This is a genomic window from Lachnoclostridium sp. An131 (genome assembly GCF_002160825.1).
GTDB lineage: Bacteria > Bacillota > Clostridia > Lachnospirales > Lachnospiraceae > Laedolimicola.
In genome coordinates this window covers 1-19,402 of sequence record NZ_NFLI01000026.1, presented here as the reverse complement: position 1 = coordinate 19,402, position 19,402 = coordinate 1, and the positions used below count along the sequence as shown (strand labels likewise).

Below are 19,402 nucleotides of genomic sequence, written 5' to 3'. Positions count from 1 at the left end.
TGTCAAGGGTGGCGTAAGCTGCCATCAAACATCATATCTGCAATTTTCAAGGTTCAATCTGAGCCTATTTCTTAGACTTCATTTTTTCATAACTCATTTGACACTACCTCTTATCTATTGTTCCCCCGGATACCTGTCTTATCAATCCTGTCCATCCAAGGCAGCCCGGGTAAACCGTCTTTTTTCTCCCCGTCAGCCAGAAAACCTGTACAGCCGTCTGTTACAAAATTGTACCTGCCTTATGTAAAATCCGTATGAAATTCAGGTTAAGTCTTCAAATCAGCCTGAAACAGCCCTAAAACTTCCATAAAGGTCTTGCAAAATCCGTTTTTTCTTGTAAAATAGGAAGAGGTTTCAACTGGTACCCAACATATGTTATGAGGAGTATGAAATGATTAGTGTAAATAACGTCACCTTACGAATCGGAAAAAAAGCTCTGTTCGAAGATGTTAACATTAAGTTCACCGAGGGCAACTGCTACGGCCTGATCGGAGCCAACGGCGCAGGAAAGTCCACCTTCCTGAAAATTCTTTCCGGAGAGCTGGACTCCACCAACGGCGAGGTCGTCATCACGCCGGGCCAGCGTCTCTCCTTCCTGAAGCAGGACCATTTCCAGTATGACGAGTATCCCGTTCTGGACACCGTTATCATGGGAAACGCAAGGCTCTATGAGATCATGAAGGAAAAGGAGGCCATCTACGCAAAGGAGGATTTCTCCGATGAGGACGGCATCCGGGCCAGCGAGCTGGAAGCAGAATTCGCCGATATGAACGGCTGGGAGGCGGAATCTGACGCCGCGACCCTGCTGAACGGTCTGGGAATCGAGACGGAGCTCCACTACAGCCTGATGAAGGATCTGCTGGGCGCCCAAAAGGTCAAGGTGCTTCTTGCACAGGCGCTGTTTGGAAATCCTGACATCCTGCTGCTGGATGAGCCGACGAACCACCTGGATCTGGACGCCATCGCATGGCTGGAGGAGTTCCTGATTAATTTCCAGAATACCGTCATCGTGGTCTCCCACGACCGTTATTTCTTAAATAAGGTCTGCACACAGATCGCGGACATCGACTACGGCAAGATTCAGCTCTATGCCGGAAACTATGATTTCTGGTATGAGTCCAGCCAGCTGATGATCCGTCAGATGAAGGAAGCCAACAAGAAAAAGGAAGAAAAGATCAAGGAGCTGCAGGAATTTATCTCCCGTTTCTCCGCAAACGCTTCCAAGTCCCGTCAGGCTACCTCCAGAAAGAAGGCTCTGGAAAAGATTCAGCTGGATGAGCTTCGTCCCTCCAGCAGAAAATATCCGTACATTGATTTCCGGCCCAACCGCGAAATCGGAAACGAGGTGCTGACCGTCGAAGGCATTTCCAAGACCATCGATGGCGTAAAGGTTCTGGACAACATTTCCTTCATCCTTGGCCATGACGACAAGGTAGCCTTCGTAGGCGGAAATGAATTTGCAAAGACGACCCTGTTCCAGATCCTGGCCGGCGAGATGGAGCCGGATGAGGGAACCTATAAGTGGGGCGTGACCACAAGCCAGGCCTATTTTCCGAAGGACAATTCCAGGGAGTTCGACAATGACGATACCATCGTGGACTGGCTGACCCAGTATTCCGAGATCAAGGACGCCACCTATGTGCGCGGCTTCCTGGGCCGTATGCTGTTCGCCGGTGAGGACGGCGTGAAGAAGGTCAAGGTTCTGTCCGGAGGCGAGAAGGTGCGCTGCATGCTTTCCAAGCTGATGATTTCCGGCGCAAATATTCTGATTCTCGACGAGCCCACGGACCATCTGGACATGGAAGCTATCACTGCCCTGAACAACGGACTGATCAAGTTCCCGGGCGTGCTGCTGTTCTCCTCCCGTGACCATCAGATCGTGCAGACCACGGCAAACCGTATCATCGAGCTTCTGCCGAACGGTTCCATGATCGACAAGATCACCACCTACGACGAGTATCTGGAAAGCGACGCGATGGCAAGAAAGAGAACCGTCTATACGAAATCCGCAAGCGACGAAGAGGACAACTAAACAGACGATACCAAGGGTGGTATGCAGGAAGGCTTCTCCGGACCTTTCCCGGAGGGCCCGGCATACCGCCTGTTTTTCTGTGCAGGCCAGACAGCAGCTCCCCCTCTCAGACGGCGGGGAGCAAGCCTGCGGCGAAACCGCCGCATCTTTCTGAAAAGAACAGGAGTTGAGATAAATTCATGAATATGCATGAGAGAAAAGAAACTGCAGTCCACCACGCCATGGCTTTGTCCGGCGGCTTCTTCGGCATGTACGCCCTTATGATCCGGAGCGCTACCTTTGGCTCCTCCGAGACCTCCAACCTGATCTATCTGGTCGTAACCGGCCTCTCCGGCTCCCTCCACTCCTTTCTGATCCGGTTTGGCGCCCTGGCATGCTATATCGCCGGGATCGTATTCGCTACCCTGGCCCCGAAAATCCTGAAAAAACCAGATTTCCGCTATGTTTCCATCGGAACCGGCATTCTGGCCTGCCTGCTGCTGGCACAGCTTCCGGAGGAAATGGATCCGGTGCTGGCCCTGTATCCCATGTTTTTCGCCACTGCAGTACAGTGGCTGGCTTTCACAGGAGCCGCCGGCTACAACAGCGCAACCATCTTTTCTACAAACAACCTGCGCCAGTGCTTTGCTTCCTTAAGCGAATATCTGTATGAACGGAAGCCGGAACAAAAGCGTAAATGTGCCTTTTATGCCGGAACCCTGCTCTGCTTCCATCTGGGCGCCATCTACTGCTGGGGCTGCCTCCATTTCTTCGGCGTCCAGAGCATCTACGCATGCCTGCCTCTGCTGGCTCTTCCGCTGACTATGATGGCGGTAAATGAGGAACGCCATCTGATCCTTTTTGATATTTTCGCGCTCAGCCGCTTTTCCCTGAGAAAAACGCATGCGCCCTCAGCAGGACAGCCCTAGCTTTTGTCTCTGTTGAAACCAGTCTGACTTCAAATCCTGCAGGATCAGGCTGCTGCCTGGCATTCTTCCTGCAGATAAAAAGCATCATAGGAGGAAATCACATGTTATATAAGACAAAGGGAACCTGCTCTGTGGGAATTCTCGTAGAGCTGGAACCGGATCACACGATCCGAAAGGTGGAATTTATCGGAGGCTGCTCTGGCAATACCCAGGGCGTCGCAAGCCTCGTACAGGGCATGAAGGCGGAGGACGCCATCACACGCCTGAAGGGCATCCGCTGCGGAAGCAAGCCCACCTCATGTCCCGACCAGCTTTCCAGGGCGCTTGAGAAGGCGCTGGAAGAGACTGCATAAACCGCAAAAAATCACACAGGGCGGTGAAGAATTCTTTGTTTCCAGAAATTCTTCACCGCCCTGTGTTCTATAACAGCCTCTTCGGGCCGACAGCTTTTTAAACCCAGGCGCCCTTCCGGGCCTTTTCCCACCGTTCCTTCTGGGCCTCATACTGTTCGTTCAGCCAGGCTACGGCCCCGTCAAACCCTTCCTTTGTAAAAGGGAAGTCCCGGGCCTCCTTCTCTTCCTCTGCCGTCACCTCAAAGCAGAAGGGCTCCGGATAGATCACAGCCTCCAGAAATTTTTCTTCTCCCTCCTCCTTTTTGCGGAGGCGGTAACGCATTCCCTGATAGCTGCCCGTATAGATTCCCTTATTTACATACGGAAGCCCCGCCTGTCCATGCAAATCTATCATGACCGCTTCCTCCTGATCCCGGCATCTCTTATTCCCTACAGCGGATGCCTTTTTCTCACAGCCTCAAAAGCTTCCTCCGCCACTGCCACAGTCTCCGCGATATCCTCGTCCGTCAGCGACGCATTCACAAAATGATTGTGATGGTTCGTAAAGAAAACGCCTCTTCTCACACACTCGGCCACCCATTCCTGATGGAGGCTCAAAGTCGGATCATCCGCAATCCGCAGATAGAACAGGGACGGCATGCCCGTCACACGGAGATCAAAATCAAATTTCTTTGCCGCCGCGATCAGGCCCTCCTTCACCTTCGTTCCCTTCTCGTTCAGAAGCCTGGCAATATCCAGCCGCTTCATCTTCTCAATGCAGGCGATTCCAGCTGCAAAGGGCACGGCGCTCATCCAGTAGCTTCCCGTATAGGAGATGCCGCTGACTGTGTTTTTCAGGAAATCCTTTCCACAGAGAGCTGACACATTGTACCCATTCGCAAGCGCCTTGCAGAAGCAGATCAGATCCGCCTCAAAGCCAAAATAATGATCAGAGCCTGCGATATCCATGCGGAAGCCCGCCCGCACATCGTCAATAATCAGCACTGCGTCCTTTTCCGTGCAGAGCTTCCTCACCTTCTGCCAGAAGCCTTCTGCCGGCATCACATTATCCGCAAAATTTCCATGCATATAGGGCTGGGAAATTACAGCTGCTATCTCATCCTTATTTTCCTCAAAAACACGCTCCAGCGCCTCATAATCGTTCCAGTCTACGTAGATATTGTTGCAGACATCCTCCTCCAAGACCCCCGCATAGTCGATCTTCTGCGTCCAGGGAGCCACTCCGTGATAGTATCCCTTGAAGAACACAATTTTCTTCTTGTGCGTGTAGGCCCTGGCCGTCATGACAGCCAGCGTCGTCACATCGTTTCCGTTCTTGGCAAAAAAGGCCCAGTCCGCCGAGTTCACCGTATCCACGAGAAGCTCTGCAAAATCAATCATTTTTGTGGACGGAGAGGTCATGCAGTTTCCAAGCTCCATCTGCGCCCTGGCGGCAGCGTCCACATCCGGATCGCAGTAGCCCAGCACGTTCGGCCCGTAAGCGCACATATAGTCGATAAACCGATTTCCGTCCACATCCCAGAAATAGCTTCCCTTTGCCCGCTCTCCAAACAGCGGGAATGCGTCTACCGGAATGAAGCAGCCCTCTGCCGGCCCGAGATGCCCGTACACGCCGGAAGGAATGACCTTCACCGCCCGCGCAAATTCCTCTCTGCTCTTTGTATAGGTATTCAGCTCTCTCATATCCGCTCCTCCTTATGCCAGGTACAGACCTACACGGTCCAGAATACGGTTCATATTGTCAATCATGGAAATCATGCCGCCCATATGGATATCTCCTGTGCCTACACAGGCCAGAGAATTTACCTTCCCGTCAAACAGGTCCCGGGCAATCCGCATGCTTCCAAACTCCATAAAGGCCGCCGGACTTTTGGGCGTCTTTTTCACGGTCAGAAGCCTGTGGTCCTTCACACAGACAGAGGCCGCCGGCCCTCCGGCAACGGACACCCGGATGATTCCATCCTGCATATAGGAGGCGCTGGTCCTGCTCACCTTATCATGGTTTCCGATCTGGCTGACAGCAGCCACAATCGTATAAAACATCAGCTCCGTGCTCTTTTCAAAAAACTCCGGATCCTTTAAGTCTTCCTCTGAGGCTCTCAGATAACGCGTCAGAATATCGGTAAGCCCTACAAATTCCTTCAAAAGAAACCGAAGCTTTGTAAATCCCTTCGACGGAACAGGCGTCACCGTACCGTCAATCATACCGTTAAACCTTCTGGCGCTGGAAAAGGGAAGCTTAATATCACAGCTCTCCACTCCGTTCTTCAGCCTGCAGGTTCCGTGATCAAAGCACAGCGTAGCCTTCGGACCCCCGGCTACTGCAAAGCCGACGCTGATTTTCTTGTCCTGAATCAGCGCTCTTGCCTCCTCGTCCACCTGAACCAGGTTTTCCAGCGTGCCAAGCACTGCGTACAGATTGATGTAAGCCATCGTCATTTCATCTGTATTGTGTCTTTCAATCATAGCTGTTTTTCCTTTCCTTCCTGTCCTCCGCACGGAAACCGAGCCGCGCGGAGGGTGATTCTGATAAAGCAGCCTTAAATTCCATCTGCTTCCCCGCGCAGAGCTGTCAGGCACTTTTCCAGATAAATTTTGTGGGACACTGCAATCACTGCGCTGCGCAGCATCAGCTTTTCATCCGTGGAATCCTGTCCGATCTCCTCAAGCCGCTCCTTTAATCCAAAGACAAAAAGCAGCATATTTTCCAGCTCTGCGCAAAAATAGTCATAGGCCTGCTGAGCCGGATAGGTCTGTTTCTGAATTCCGATAAAATACGTCAGATCATCCAGGCTCAGCACATTTTTCGTAACCGCAATAAAAATCAGATAGGCAATCTGCTCCCGGCTGTACTGCTTTTTCTCCGGACGGGAAATCAGGTTCTTCTTTACATAATTGGAAATCATCGAAATCGTAATGCAGTTCTCCTGAATACCTGACAGGTATTCGGAAATATATTTCGCAGTCTGTTCCAGATACAATCCCACATCCGGAATTTCTTCATAGCGCGGGAGATGGAATCCGCGGACCGCTGCTGCTATCTTTTCTCTGCATGTATCCTTCATAATTTTCTGCTTTCCCTCCAATCCCGTTCCCTGCCTCTGCCGCGAAGGCCTGAAAATATCCAGTGATAGTTAATGCAGACTGACTTGAGTATATCATTTCCTTCCGCAAAATTCAATCGCTTCCCACAGCCGGGCAGCGATATCTATAAGCTTCCCACAGCCGGACAGCGATATCCGGAGTATATGCTTTTCCAATCCTATGTTCTCCGTACAATATATCTCTCTGTCAACGCAGCTTTCAAACAATTTCTTGACTTCGTATGTGATATATAGTACTATATTATCAGTTTTTAAAAAACCGATAATAGAATATTAAAAATCGAGGTATTGTTTATGAAATGTAAAATCGTAACAGATTCCTCCGTGAATCTGTTTTCCATGGAAGATGTGGATTTTTCCAGTGTACCCCTGAAAATCATCACTGACAGCAGAGAATTTACAGACGATCAGAATCTGGATTTGGATGAGATGCTTACCTATCTCGCATCCTACAAAGGCCGCTCCGGCACCTCCTGTCCCAATATCCATGAATGGCTGGAGGCCTTCGGCGACGCAGATGCCGTATTTGCTCTGACGATTACCAGCAGCTTATCCGGCTGCTACAACGCAGCTGTACAGGCCAAGGAGCAGTATGAAGCCGCGTACCCGGGACGGCGCGTCTGCTGCCTGGACAGCCTCTCTGCCGGCCCGGAGCTGGCCCTGATCGCCGAAAAGCTCCGGGAGCTCATCCATTCCGGAAAGAGCTTTGAACAGATTGAAGCAGAAATCCGCAGCTATATGAAGCGGACTCATCTCATCTTCACCCTGGAAAGCCTGAACAATATGGCGCAGAACGGCCGTGTGTCCCCTCTGGTCGCCAAGGCCTGCGGGCTTCTGGGTATCCGCATCGTAGGCCAGGCCAGCGATGAGGGCACCCTCCAGCCCCTTCACAAGAGCCGTGGAATCGCAAAGGCATTGAAAATCATGCTTTCAGAGATGAAGAAAAAAGGCTATGAGGGTGGAAGGCTGCGGCTGGTCCACTGCCAGAACGAGCCTGCCGCTCAGGAGTTTCTGAAGCTCGTAAAAGAGGAATTTCCGGATTCCGACGCGTCCATCGGAAAAATGACGGCCCTGTGCAGCTTTTACGCTGAGACAGGCGGCATCATGATTGGGTTTGAAAGCGGCAGATAAAGCTTAAACGCACACAGAAGGACCGCCGGCGCGCAGCTTCATTTTCTGCGCGCCGGCGGTCCTTCCGTGGCTGTCCGGCTTTCTTACCCTATTCCTTTATAATAAGCTCTGGCTTAAATTTCAGATAATCCGCCGACACCAATTTGTACTCAATTCCATTGACATATCCTTTAAAGCTGTCGTCAAACCGCTCTCTTCCATGGCAATGAGAGTAAATCACCTTGGAGGCGCCGTACTCCTCTGCCATCTGCGTAAACGGACTCTCCATCTCTCCGATGCTGGTGGGCGGATAATGCAGAAACATCAGATACCGCTCAAATCCGGCTGCCCTTGCAGCCTCAAAGGACGTCCGCAGCCGCGCAAGCTCTCTCGCCATGAGCTTCTCAAAGTGTTCCGGAGCATCCCAGCCCTCATAGCAGTAGCCCTTCGTTCCTACCAGCGCGTAATCCTGATACCGGTAAAAATTATTCTGAAGGAATTCCAGGCGTCCCGCAAACTGTTCGTTCAGCCGTTCTGTTTTTTTCGCATCCCAGAACATATCATGGTTGCCCCGAAGCAGAATCTTCCGCCCCGGCAGCCTCATGATAAACTCCAGATCTGCCGTGCACTCCCCAAGATTTCTCCCCCAGGAATGATCTCCGGTGAGCACCACCGTATCCTCCGGCCTAATCCGCCGGTTCCAGAATTTTTCGATTTTCTTCTCGTGATTTTTCCACACCCGGTCAAACAGATCCATCGGCTTGTCCACGGAAAATGCCAGATGCAGATCCCCGATTGCATAAAGGCTCATTTCATCAGCTCCTGTCCGCTCCTTAAAAGAGCGTAAAATCTCCTTTCCGGAAACTCATTTCAAGAAGCGGCAGATCGCCTCCGCTGCTGCTTCTGCATTGGAATACAGTGCCGGATGGCTCCCTTCCGGAAAAAGACAGATCTCCGCATCCGTCTTTGCCGCTACCGCCTCATATTCCTCCCTGAGATCCTTCCTCGTCATTTCGTCGCCCAGGCTGCCAAGCAGCAAAAGAGGAACTCTCAATTCTTCCAGAGGCTTCACGAACAGAGGCCGCCCCTCCTTGGCACACTTTACCAGCGCTTCCGTATCCTTATCCACTACCTGTTCCCAGTCTTCTCCCTGGCACCACCTGTAAAAGCCAGCGGCCTCCTCATCCAGCTTCGCGGCTGCGCGCTCCTTTAAAAGCTTCTGGGCAAAATCTGCAGCCAGCGTCCGGCCGTCAAAGCTGTCTGCTACAACCCTTTCCACCAGATCCGGCCTCAGAAGCGCTGCGTTCAGCGCCGCCCAGGCGCCTCCACTGCTGCCTGCCAGGCTCACTCCATCCAGCTCCAGATGCTCCAGAAGGGCAATCGTCTGCCTCGCCTCCTCCTGCCACAAATCCGTCGGAAAGGCTTCCACCCGCTCCGACCTTCCATTTCCCAGAAAATCCAGAAGGATCACCCGGAAGCTCTTCCCGTACAGGGGCAGAAGCGGTTCAAACATTCTGGAAGAAGCCGTATTTCCATGCAGAAATACCACCGGCCTTCCCTCTCCTGCTTCCGTATAATAAATTCTCTTTGACTGATAACTGAAATATGACATGATAGACCTCCTGCCGCGTCCCCTTCCCACAGGGACTTTATTGAAAAGAATGCTGATAGAATCCTTATCTTCGTCCTCCATTCTGATCTGCAGGGCTATCGCACAGCGGCCCTGCCGTCAGTGCTTTCTCATCCAGATACCCATAACCCTTCCTCCTTCCATAGTCTCCTTCTCAGGCACCCTTTTCAGGCGCCCTTCGCCTGCTCCTCCCTCGTCATCCTGTCCTCAAAGGCCAGCTCATAAAAGGCACGAATTTCCTCCGGCATCTCCTCCGTGGGCATCTGCCTTACCCTTTCTTCCGTCCCATCCTTCATAGCCTGCTCATAATACCACTGCTTATAGCGGATCATGGCAAGAGTCTTCTCCAGCTCATGCATCTCTTCTTTGACTGCGTGCTCCTGCCGCACAAACAGGTCGCGTCTCCGGGCATACGTGCCGGCGCCTTCGGCGCACCACTCCATAAACGTCTTGATTTCGCGGATCTCCAGTCCCGACCGCTTCAGGCATTCGATAACCCGGAGAGCTTCCGCTTCCTTCTCTGAAAATTTCCGGATTCCGCCTGCGCGCTCCAGCCCCGGAAACAGCCCCTCCTTATCATAATAACGCAGCGTGGAAATGGGGATCTGAAACATTTCAGACATCTGACCTATCGTATACATCTGTTTACCCTCCAGTCTCTCTGTACCGACTGCTCTCCCGCACGGTTTTCCAGTCATCAGAGAAAGTTCACAAAAAGTTCAAATTTTTATCCTTGACCTAAAGTCAGGTTTAGGTTCTATACTGACCATAACATGAAAAAGCAGTCATGTCAATCTTAATCAATCATCAGGAGGATTTTTATAATGGAAGAAACATTAATGCTGACAGAAGAATGGGATAAGGTATTTCCACAGAGCAGCAAGGTAAACCACCGCAAGGTCACCTTCCACAACCGCTACGGCGTCACACTGGCAGCTGACCTGTATGAGCCCAGAGAAGCCAGGGAAAAGCTTCCTGCCCTGGCTGTCAGCGGCCCCTTCGGAGCTGTCAAGGAGCAGGCCTCCGGTCTCTACGCCCAGGCCATGGCAGAAAGAGGCTACCTGACCATCGCCTGTGACCCCTCCTTTACCGGTGAGAGCGGCGGAACGCCCCGATACGTGGCCTCCCCGGATATCAACACCGAGGATTTTCAGGCAGCTGTCGATTTTCTGTCCGTACAGGACAATGTAGATCCTGAGCGGATTGGAATCATCGGTATCTGCGGCTGGGGCGGCATGGCTCTCAATGCCGCCGCTATCGACACCAGAATCAAGGCAGCTGTGGCCTCCACAATGTACGATATGACCCGCGTCAACGCCAAGGGATATTTCGATGCAGAAGACAGCGAGGAAGCGCGCCACGAAAAACGTGTGGCCCTGAATACCCAGAGAACCATCGATTACAGAAACGGCAGTTATCAGCGTGCCGGTGGCGTAGTCGATCCGTTGCCAGAGGATGCTCCCTTCTTTGTGAAGGACTACCACGACTATTACAAGACAAAGAGAGGCTACCACAAGCGCTCTCTGAATTCCAACGAGGGCTGGAACACAACCTCCTCGCTGTCTTTCCTGAATATGCCCATCCTGCAGTATATCGATGAAATCCGCAGCGCCATTCTGCTGATTCACGGCGAAAAGGCACACTCCTGCTACTTCAGCAAGGATGCATTCCAGAAGCTGAAAGGAGATAATAAGGAGCTGCTGCTGATCCCGGGAGCGGTGCACACGGATCTGTACGACCGGATGGACGTAATTCCCTTTGATAAAATGGATGAGTTTTTCCGGAAATATCTGAAATAAGGTGCTTCTGCCCAGGCGCCAGCCTCTTATGAGAAAAGCAGGGAGAGACGGCATACCAATCTGCCGTCTCTCCCTGCCATATCTGCCGGAATCGTCTATTTTACAATTTATTCAATTTATTTCCCTGCAGCAGCTTCGCCCGCTATCTGAATCCTTCCTTCTCTCATTCCGCAGACAAAAATCTGCACCAGCTTTGGATCAAATTGTCTGCCTGCCTCTTCCTCCAGAATCTCCAGAGCTCTGTCCTCCGGGATCACATCCTTGTAGCAGCGCCTTGTCGTCATCGCATCAAAGGAATCCGCGACACACAAAATACGCGCGGACAAAGGAATATTCTCTCCGGCAATTCTTCTCGGATACCCTCTTCCATCGTACCGCTCATGGTGTCCTATGACTGCCGGAATGACATAGTCCAGAGACGGAAGATGACGGATAATCCCGATAGAGGCCTCCACATGTCCTTTGATCGTCTCGTACTCCTCTTCCGTCAGCTTTCCCGCCTTATTCAGAATCGCTTCCGAGATTCCGATTTTCCCGACGTCATGAAGAAGCGCTGCCTGGCGGATAATCTCGACCATATCCGAGTTAAGATTCATTTCTTTTGCCAGGCTGGTTGCATAATACGCCACATTATTAGAATGGCTGAATGTATAGTGATCCTTCACGTCAATCGCCGCCGTCAGGGCATAAATCGTCGATTCATACTCCCTGTAAATATTCCGGTGATCCGTCACATCCTCCTGAGCAGTGCTTTCCCGGAGGATCGTATCAAAAATCTCAATGCCATTTTTTCCGGTCCGCTTCACATGATTCACAGCCATATCCGCATTGTCCAGCAGCTCCTTCGGCGTTTTTGCCGCATAGGGAGCGGCGCTGATGCCTACACTCACCGTCAGCACCTTCAGCTTATAGTCCACTGTATTGTCCGTCATCTGAAAGATCTGCTTCTGAATGGATTTCACCAGATTCCGCGCGGAAAAGACATCATACTTTGGCAGCAGAACCGCAAACTCCTTTCCGCTGTACCGGGCCGCATAACCGCTTTCTCCAACGCTGCTCTTAATAATCTCAGCAATTCTGCGAAGGGCATTATCGCCCGCCTGCGTTCCATATAGCTGATTGTAAAGCTTAAAATCATCAATGTTAATAATGGCCAGAGCCAGAGAGCCTTCCGTATTTGCTTCAAATTCCCGGTTCAAAAGCTCAAAGAAATATTTCCGGTTCAAAAGCTTGGTCAGCTCGTCTGTCCGCGCTTCGTAGCAGGCCGTCTCATAAAGCCGGGCGTTTTTGATCGCAATCGACGCGCTGGACGCAATCGTGAGGGCCATATCCATATCCGTACGGCTGATTTTCCGATTCCCGGGAGGATTTGAAAGCAGCACCACTCCCACTATCTTTTCCTTATCCCGCAGGCCGACACAAGCTTCAATTTTTAAATTCTGAAAGCTCCTTTTCTCTGATTCCCACATAGACTTGTATCCGATCATCGCCTGAAATTCCCGCATCAGAACCCCATCGTTTCTTTCCAGAATCCGAATCAGAGGATTATCCTTTCGAATCGTAAAGGACAAATCATTCAGAGGCTGATTGCTGTACCTGGCCTGATAATCTCCATCGCCATGCTCCTGAATACAGATATAGATATTCACAGACTCTACGGTCTCCTGAATGATCTCCACAGTCTCCGCCAGAATTTCCTCCAAACGCAGGCTTCTGGCTACCAGATTGTTATATTTTCTTATTTTTTCCGTCTGCTGTTCCTCCTCACGTATAAAAAGATTCTCAATAATCTTCCGCCACAGGAACACCAGCAGGCAGAAGGTAAGCAAAAACAAAACCGCAAAAATCAGTATCGTGTACTCACTTGCCACCGGAAATCTGCTCACAAGCTGAGCATTGATGTCCGGCATCAGATTATAATACAGCAGAAAGGTCAGGAGCAGCCCCATGCCGTAGCAGGAGCTCTCCGAGGCCAGAAGCTTCAGCTGGAACAGGCGCCTGCTCAGCAGCGCGTAAATCAAAAACAGCGCATTGACAATTCCAAGGACCAGATCGATCGGGAATCCACGAAAAACTGGCACCAGCAGAGCCAGATGCCCTGCAAACAGACAGGCAATCCCTATAATAATCGGCTGAAACTGCTTTTTATACCAGGAATCCTCCCTGCAGATACGCACGACATTCGCAAAGCTGTGCAGCAGAACTACCGCCGCCGCTCCAAACAGGATCGCCACTCTCCAGGTATAGCGGTACTCAAAGGCGGCTTCTCCATTCTTTAAAATCAGCTCCGGCCAATGCAGAAAGATTCCATCCGGAATATTCAGACAGAAAAGCCCCAGCAGCAGGATCCCGTACAGATAGTTAAAAAAGCGTTCCTCCCTGTCGCCAAATGCATTGGCAAACAGAAAATACGCATAAGGCGTCAGCAAAAGGCCTCCAAGGGATACATGATACCAGAACACATAAGAGGGATACAGCTGCAGCCTCATAAACGCAGAGCCCGCCGTCCAGCACATCATTACAGCTACCAAAAACAAAAAATATTTAACTATTTTTACCTTTTTGGCAGCAAGAAACGTCAGGAAAATGAAACAGTAAAAAAATAAAGCAATAATAGAAATGTATCTGTAACTGTGCATAGCCTTATCCTCTCTGTTCGTTCTGTAATTCCAGTAATTCTTTCAGTTCATACGGAGATGGATTCATCCTTACAATCTCTCTCCCCTTTTTCTTCTGGTATTTTTCAAACGTGCCGCATCTTAAAATTGTCACGCAGAGCGGATCCATGCCAAGAATTTTCTTCAAATCCCGGTAATCCTGATCGATATATTTGAAATATGTGGTGAGAAGACTCCGTATGATATCCGTCGTCACAGCATGGCTGATCAGCGCGCTTCTGTCAATCTCAATATACAGATGCAGGTACGGCCGGTTTTTCTCATTATACTCCTTCGCCGCCGTCCAGTGCGTGATCGGCTGGCCGGAAAGGCTGATCACGCTCCGAATGCCATTCTCCGAAATACGGGTAAATCCGGCAATGTCAATAATATTGGGTACGCGGTCCACATACTCAAACCTGGGGATCCTCGTATTGTCCTCCCGGTTCTGCAGCCCTAGGCAGCGGTAGGTATCGCCGACACGGTACCTGGCAAACGCTCCTCCCTTGAACAGCGTAATTACGATCTCATACTTTTCCCCCGGCACCACCTCATCCATCAGATAGGTTCTCGGCACAAACGACGGATCCTCCAGATTTTTCAGCATATCCTCCTCCGGGATAAACTCGTAAAAGCTGGTATCCGGGAAGAAATACATTCCATCCTTCGTCCATGACTCTGTTCCCGAGATAGACGGCTCCGTCCCCGCAAACAGCTCCATCGGGCGGATTCCCCAGAGCTCCTCCAGATCATCCTTATAGCACCGGTTATCTGTTCCTGCCACCACAAGCCCCTTCAGGTGGAACAGATCCTTCGGTTTCAGCGGGCGGTTTTCCTTTTTGCACCTCCGCTTCGCCTTCAGGATACGGACCAGCATAGACGGCTTGTATTTAATCAGCTCCTTCAGGCTGATTCCACCCTTCTGAGACATGGAGGAAAGGCTCTGGCTTACCGCATAAGCCACGCTGCCCAGTCCAAAAAAGAACTCCAAATCCTTCTGCATGGCCATCTTAAAGCCCACCTTATTCCGCTCGCTAAAAGACATATTGACCGCATCCTTCACCGCGGGAAGGAACTGGATTCCAATCTCCTCATTCAGCGCAAGCGGAAAAAGCCCCGTCGCAAACGGCAGAGGCGCCAGCCCGTACAGGAACTTGTCCGTATCCGAGATATCAAATTTTCCTCTTTCCTGGCTGGTAGACAGAATCAGGCATGCAACTACGTTATCCCTGTAAACGTCCAGCATGCTTCTCGTATATGGCGCCAGCTTAATCGGATGGCGTCCGCCCTCCCACGTAGTCTGGATCCAAATCACCGGATTGCCCGGCAGCGACTCTGTCCTTTTCTGAAGAAGAATATCCGCATAGTCCTCATAGGTTGTCAAAGGCACCATACTACGGAATTCCTCTATAGTTTTCGGCTGCTTTCCCTTCAAAATAGAACGGCCCAGCTCACAGTTAGACCACAGCTGCATCTGCTCTTCCATCAGCCTGTGCTGTATCTTCATATAATCTTCTATAGACAAATCCAGGAAGCTGCAGTACTGATCCCAGATCTCCTGATATTTCCGCTCCTTCAGCATTTCTGAAAGACTCATCTTCTCCCCGCTCCTCTCCAGTGATTTCTGCAGCGTGCTATGCTTCCCCTGTTGGGAATCAAAAACGGCGTCGATTTTCTGTACTCCCCGTAATTAGAAAAGGTTTTGGGAAAGCTGTATGCATCCTGAAATACCACATACAAAACATCCAGCATCACCACTGTCACAGAAAAAAGTATTCCTTCCGTGCTTTTCCACAGCGCCGCCGCGCAAAGATAGAATCCCCCAAACCATAAAACACCAGGATGCCGACACAGAGCATAGATTCCCTCCGTATAAGCTTCCCGGTATTTGCTTTCCTCCACATACGTCGTCTCAAAGGGCAGGGCAAAAAAGAGAGTATATACGAGAAGACACAGAAAAAAGACGCCTCCTGCCATCCAGATACCGTCAGCAGACGCCTGAAACAGGCTCTCTCTGTTTTCCCAGAACAGGATGCCTGTCGCCGCCATCAGGAAAATGCTTCCAGCCGCAAACAGCGACCGCATCCATCCTGCAATTTTTCTGACGCTGTTATAATCATAAAGAAAATAGCAGAAAAACCCAAGACATCCCAGACTTATCGTAAGCATCTTCATTTCCTGTCCTTTGTATGATCTAAAGATTATTTTAGCATAGGGGATTGGGAAATGCAATTGATTTATACGTTTTAAACAGATATTTGTATTTTTTGATATGTTTAAAACGTACGTTTTCAGACGAGTTGGGGATTGTGGTGACGATAAAAGGCAGCTTTCAGTTTCGTTAACCTAAAGCCGCCTCTGCTTTTCGTATCCCTTTTTCAGGAGCTGTACACCCAATAGTTCCGTGGCCTCCCGTACATAACACGGAGAACTATTGAAATCAATAATCGTACTCTGTACCTTCTGTTGTGCTGAAACCAGAGCCTTATTCAAATTCTTTCTTATGCTGAAGCTGTCTTGTATCCAGTTTTCGCAGCATTATTGCATTCTTCCAGCACCTGTTTCAAATTTGTCTCTTCCATGTCACCTTACATATATAAATTAGTGAAACCTTGAAAAATCAGTGGCAATATATTTTTCAAATTGTTTCTTGCAATATTCCTTTTTAACCCCAATTTTCTTATCTGTCCGATTTCCGTTAAACCAGATGCCTCGTTTTCCCTTATTCTTCCCAGTCTTATTCGTGACGCACTCATTCAAGAACTCTTCCGATGACATAATCCACATAAGCTCAAGACGCTCTGAATAGAACACAAAATAAAATTTCTCGGTCTGCTCATGTGTAATCGCAGAAAACAAAGCTGCATCTCCATCCGTCACCTCATTAGATCTCGCCTTTATCTGAACCTCAATAAAGGTACCGTCTTCCTTCTTGATGACACAATCAACTCCGTGGTCATCTACAAGAGGCACATAGACATCAAGACCTTCTTCGGGTACTTTTGGTGCGTACTGCACCTTCCAGTCCTCCAAAAGGTGCAGATAATCGCACAATACCCGCTGACAGTGCAGTTCCTCTTGTCGGAACGCCCTTGCCAGCGGGTATTTCGGTTTTGATAGCGCCGCCGCAGCGGGCGGCTTGTCCGGGTCAATGCCGAAGTCGTAAGCCAGCTTCTGTGCTGCCTCGTAGCTGCTCAGGCCAAACAGCCTTGCAACGAAGTCGATCACATCGCCGGTAGCTCCGCAGCCGAAGCAGTAGAAATAGCTCTCGTTCAGCTTCATGCTGGGATGACGGTCATCGTGGAAAGGGCAGCGTATCATGCCGCTACGTTCCACTTTCAAACCGTAGTGTTCGGCGGCCTGCCGTACCGTGACAGCCGCCTTAACTGTTTCAAATAGATTCATGCGTCATACCTCCGTATATTTTTTGACGGTTTCTGCCCGTCTGCCTGAATATACGGAGAAAATAGCTCTCAGCCGGAAAATCCGGCACTTTTGCAAAAAAGAAATTTTCGCCCGGATTTTTTTGCCAAAATGCAATGTCAAAATAGAACGTATGTTCTATTTCATCTTGATTTTATTCCAGTAATCGACTATAATATATTTGAGTTACCAAGTCACTTAGTCAATAACATTCTTTGTTGTTTATTTTTAGATGGAGGACCGGGAAAATGGACAGCTTATCTCAAAAAATTTACGACCAGGCATTGCGCTGCGGATTTGATAAATGCGGAATCATATCTATTTCTGCACTGGACGGATTTAAACAGTTATATCAACAAAGGCTTAATGATGTTCCGGTAAGCCAATATTTTTATAAAGGCGTTGGAAATTTAACAGAAACAAAGTCGAGATTTCCATGGTCCAAATCCATCGTAATTCTTGTATTTGACTATGGAAAGTATAGGTTCCCAGAATCTTTACAGGGAAAATACGGAAAAGCTTTTTTTCTGGAACCAGAGAAAAAAAGTAGGGAACGCTTCGATCTGGAACGCTTGGAAGTCTGGTTTTATGAACATGGTATCCAAGCGAAAGGCGGAGAGCAGTTTGGCTCACTCAGCGTTGGCCCTCTCAGGTATATGGCAATGAAAGCCGGACTGGGTATTATCCGTAAAAATAATTTCTTTTATACGGAGAACGGCTCCTATAACAATTTATTTGCTTACGTGATTGATCAGGAGTGTGAACTTATCCATACATGCAGCGCTCCGCCTTGTTCTGAAAAATGTGATTTGTGTCGACGTGCTTGTAAGACGAAGGCTTTGGAAGCACCATACACAATGAATCCGTTTAAGTGTGTTTCTTTTCTGACTACATTTGGAAATAGCGATACACCGGAAGGACTTTCTGATGAGATGTATGAGCAGTGGGTATGCGGCTGCGATAATTGCCAGGATGCCTGTCCTTATAATCGGCGGCATGATTGGAAACACGGATTGCCATTAAACAAATTAGAAGAAATTGCTCCAGCAATTTTACCAGAGAACTATGAAAATCTGACGGACGAATTTCTCATCAAAAATGTCATTCCTAAAACTGCGAATCATTTGCAGGATAAAGATATCCCGGCATTAAGAAAGAATGCAGCCAGATCAGCAATAAATGCTCAAAGAGCTGGAGCCAAATAATCTTTTCTATGTTGCTAGTTTCAAACGAAGGGGACGAGAATGAAATACCTATCAACCTTTGAAGTTGCGAAGAAATGGGGGATTTCTCACCGGCGTGTGGCCATCCTCTGCAATGAAAACAGAATCCCCGGCGCACAGCGGGCGGGGAGCCGTTGGATTATCCCGGAAGACGCAGAAAAACCCGCCGATGCCCGGATCAAAAGCGGCAAATACAGAAAAATCCAAACGGAGGAGGGAGGAACGCCTTAAATGGAGAAAACCTTTTTGCCCGGTGACGTCCGCCAACGGCTTACCGATTTGATGAAAGACCGAAAGGTAACACAGACGGAACTTGCCAGAAAAATCGGCTGCGGAGACAGCGTTCTCAGCCGTTTCATCTCCGGGCAGACTGATAAACTCAGCAATGAAAATATCATTCGCATTGCCAGAGTGTTCAACGTGTCCACCGACTTCCTGCTGGGCATAACCAATGTTCCCGACCGGAAGAATTATGCCATTGACGAGTTGGGCTTATCCGCAGAAGCAGCACGCAATCTATTCACAGAAAAAGTCAATACAGCGGTGCTGAATCGGTTGCTGGAAAGCCCCCGCTTTGCGGAGCTGACCTACACGCTGGAGCAGTATTTCAATGACACCATTGCCGCCGGATTCGCCGCACAAAATCAAATGTATGCCACTCTCAGCGCATTGACCCGGAAAACGGTAAAATCCAAATCCGGAGAAAAAACTGCAAAGGACATCAGCCGCCTGCGGACATCTCCCTATCAGGCAGACCTTGCTACCATAGAAAATCAGTTTATGCTGGCGGTCAAAGAGGTAAAAAAAGAAATCGGCCATGACTTTTCTGTCCAGCAGGCATTCACCAAGGAAATCGCCCAGCAGATGTTTACGGAGCTGACGAAAGGGCAGGATATGGAGAATCCCCACATCACGCCGGAACAGATCACAGAATCCGTTCTGGACAGCGTTTCCGGCATGGAGGGTGCTTCTTCAGATGTGTTGGAGAAATTCGGTCAGGCATTGACTGACCTGATATATGGTAAGCGCCAAATATTCCTGCGGATTTCCTGAGCCCCAAGTTTTGCCTATAATTGTAGTCGATAGATATTTAGACTATTTCACTACAATTATGGAGGATAGGTTATGGCAGGTACCCGCAAAGCCCGCGTTCCGATGGCAGA

The 19,402-nt window shown here is 49.7% G+C and carries 19 protein-coding genes; 8 read left to right on the top strand and 11 right to left on the bottom strand.

Going from position 1 to position 19,402, the window contains the following annotated elements; all coding sequences use genetic code 11:
* The first annotated feature begins 391 nt into the window (after nucleotides 1-391).
* From B5E77_RS16020 to B5E77_RS16010, 3 genes are all read left to right on the top strand, one after another.
* On the top strand, nucleotides 392-2,032 hold the full coding sequence (locus B5E77_RS16020) for an ABC-F family ATP-binding cassette domain-containing protein (protein WP_087166370.1): 1,641 nt from the start codon (nucleotides 392-394) through the stop codon (nucleotides 2,030-2,032).
* A gap of 179 nt (nucleotides 2,033-2,211) precedes the next feature.
* Nucleotides 2,212-2,940 (top strand): YoaK family protein, encoded by a 729-nt coding sequence (locus B5E77_RS16015; RefSeq protein WP_087166369.1) that lies wholly within the window; start codon nucleotides 2,212-2,214, stop codon nucleotides 2,938-2,940.
* A gap of 101 nt (nucleotides 2,941-3,041) precedes the next feature.
* Nucleotides 3,042-3,293: a TIGR03905 family TSCPD domain-containing protein gene (locus tag B5E77_RS16010; protein ID WP_087166368.1), complete on the top strand. Its 252-nt coding sequence runs from the start codon at nucleotides 3,042-3,044 to the stop codon at nucleotides 3,291-3,293.
* Nucleotides 3,294-3,390: 97 nt separating this feature from the next.
* Here the strand turns inward: B5E77_RS16010 and B5E77_RS16005 are convergent, their stop codons facing one another.
* The 4 genes from B5E77_RS16005 to B5E77_RS15990 form a co-directional block, all read right to left on the bottom strand.
* A complete protein-coding gene (locus tag B5E77_RS16005) occupies nucleotides 3,391-3,687 on the bottom strand; it encodes a hypothetical protein (protein ID WP_087166367.1) in 297 nt (98 codons plus the stop codon).
* 35 nt (nucleotides 3,688-3,722) lie between these two features.
* The gene (locus B5E77_RS16000) at nucleotides 3,723-4,976 is read right to left on the bottom strand and encodes an aminotransferase class III-fold pyridoxal phosphate-dependent enzyme (protein ID WP_087166366.1); all 1,254 of its coding nucleotides are present in this window, start codon (nucleotides 4,974-4,976) and stop codon (nucleotides 3,723-3,725) included.
* A 12-nt stretch (nucleotides 4,977-4,988) separates the two neighbouring features.
* Nucleotides 4,989-5,759: a hypothetical protein gene (locus tag B5E77_RS15995; protein ID WP_087166365.1), complete on the bottom strand. Its 771-nt coding sequence runs from the start codon at nucleotides 5,757-5,759 to the stop codon at nucleotides 4,989-4,991.
* A gap of 74 nt (nucleotides 5,760-5,833) precedes the next feature.
* Entirely contained in the window at nucleotides 5,834-6,358 is a 525-nt protein-coding gene (locus B5E77_RS15990) for a DUF1836 domain-containing protein (protein WP_087166371.1), read from the bottom strand.
* A gap of 333 nt (nucleotides 6,359-6,691) precedes the next feature.
* Here B5E77_RS15990 and B5E77_RS15985 point away from each other — a divergent pair, with 333 nt between their 5' ends.
* Nucleotides 6,692-7,528, top strand: coding sequence for a DegV family protein (locus B5E77_RS15985; protein ID WP_087166364.1), 837 nt, complete (start codon nucleotides 6,692-6,694; stop codon nucleotides 7,526-7,528).
* Between the two features lie 88 nt (nucleotides 7,529-7,616).
* On the opposite strand, the gene B5E77_RS15980 is transcribed toward B5E77_RS15985, so the two are convergent.
* The 3 genes from B5E77_RS15980 to B5E77_RS15970 form a co-directional block, all read right to left on the bottom strand.
* On the bottom strand, nucleotides 7,617-8,318 hold the full coding sequence (locus B5E77_RS15980; RefSeq protein ID WP_087166363.1) for a metallophosphoesterase: 702 nt from the start codon (nucleotides 8,316-8,318) through the stop codon (nucleotides 7,617-7,619).
* Nucleotides 8,319-8,372: 54 nt separating this feature from the next.
* Nucleotides 8,373-9,119 carry an alpha/beta fold hydrolase gene (locus B5E77_RS15975; RefSeq protein WP_087166362.1) on the bottom strand — a complete coding sequence of 249 codons (747 nt, stop codon included), beginning with the start codon at nucleotides 9,117-9,119 and terminating at the stop codon, nucleotides 8,373-8,375.
* Nucleotides 9,120-9,304: 185 nt separating this feature from the next.
* Nucleotides 9,305-9,778: a MerR family transcriptional regulator gene (locus tag B5E77_RS15970; RefSeq protein ID WP_087166361.1), complete on the bottom strand. Its 474-nt coding sequence runs from the start codon at nucleotides 9,776-9,778 to the stop codon at nucleotides 9,305-9,307.
* A 183-nt stretch (nucleotides 9,779-9,961) separates the two neighbouring features.
* Between B5E77_RS15970 and B5E77_RS15965 the strand changes: the two genes are divergently transcribed.
* On the top strand, nucleotides 9,962-10,936 hold the full coding sequence (locus B5E77_RS15965) for an alpha/beta hydrolase (RefSeq protein ID WP_204248080.1): 975 nt from the start codon (nucleotides 9,962-9,964) through the stop codon (nucleotides 10,934-10,936).
* Between the two features lie 116 nt (nucleotides 10,937-11,052).
* On the opposite strand, the gene B5E77_RS15960 is transcribed toward B5E77_RS15965, so the two are convergent.
* From B5E77_RS15960 to B5E77_RS17810, 4 genes are all read right to left on the bottom strand, one after another.
* Nucleotides 11,053-13,575, bottom strand: coding sequence for an HD domain-containing phosphohydrolase (locus tag B5E77_RS15960; RefSeq protein ID WP_087166359.1), 2,523 nt, complete (start codon nucleotides 13,573-13,575; stop codon nucleotides 11,053-11,055).
* A 4-nt stretch (nucleotides 13,576-13,579) separates the two neighbouring features.
* The gene (locus tag B5E77_RS15955; protein WP_087166358.1) at nucleotides 13,580-15,190 is read right to left on the bottom strand and encodes a GH3 family domain-containing protein; all 1,611 of its coding nucleotides are present in this window, start codon (nucleotides 15,188-15,190) and stop codon (nucleotides 13,580-13,582) included.
* Nucleotides 15,187-15,762 (bottom strand): hypothetical protein, encoded by a 576-nt coding sequence (locus B5E77_RS15950; RefSeq protein WP_087166357.1) that lies wholly within the window; start codon nucleotides 15,760-15,762, stop codon nucleotides 15,187-15,189. The genes B5E77_RS15955 and B5E77_RS15950 overlap by 4 nt, the downstream gene beginning before the upstream one ends.
* Before the next feature lie 432 nt (nucleotides 15,763-16,194).
* Nucleotides 16,195-16,998: a CHC2 zinc finger domain-containing protein gene (locus B5E77_RS17810; protein WP_087166356.1), complete on the bottom strand. Its 804-nt coding sequence runs from the start codon at nucleotides 16,996-16,998 to the stop codon at nucleotides 16,195-16,197.
* A gap of 266 nt (nucleotides 16,999-17,264) precedes the next feature.
* On the opposite strand from B5E77_RS17810, the gene B5E77_RS15940 reads away from it, so the two are divergent.
* The 3 genes from B5E77_RS15940 to B5E77_RS15930 are packed head-to-tail and all read left to right on the top strand — an operon-like array spanning nucleotide 17,265 to nucleotide 19,292.
* Nucleotides 17,265-18,221 (top strand): epoxyqueuosine reductase, encoded by a 957-nt coding sequence (locus B5E77_RS15940; protein WP_087166355.1) that lies wholly within the window; start codon nucleotides 17,265-17,267, stop codon nucleotides 18,219-18,221.
* A gap of 39 nt (nucleotides 18,222-18,260) precedes the next feature.
* Nucleotides 18,261-18,470 carry a helix-turn-helix domain-containing protein gene (locus tag B5E77_RS17345; protein ID WP_087166354.1) on the top strand — a complete coding sequence of 70 codons (210 nt, stop codon included), beginning with the start codon at nucleotides 18,261-18,263 and terminating at the stop codon, nucleotides 18,468-18,470.
* Nucleotides 18,471-19,292 (top strand): helix-turn-helix domain-containing protein, encoded by an 822-nt coding sequence (locus tag B5E77_RS15930; RefSeq protein ID WP_087166353.1) that lies wholly within the window; start codon nucleotides 18,471-18,473, stop codon nucleotides 19,290-19,292.
* Nucleotides 19,293-19,402 lie beyond the last annotated feature (110 nt).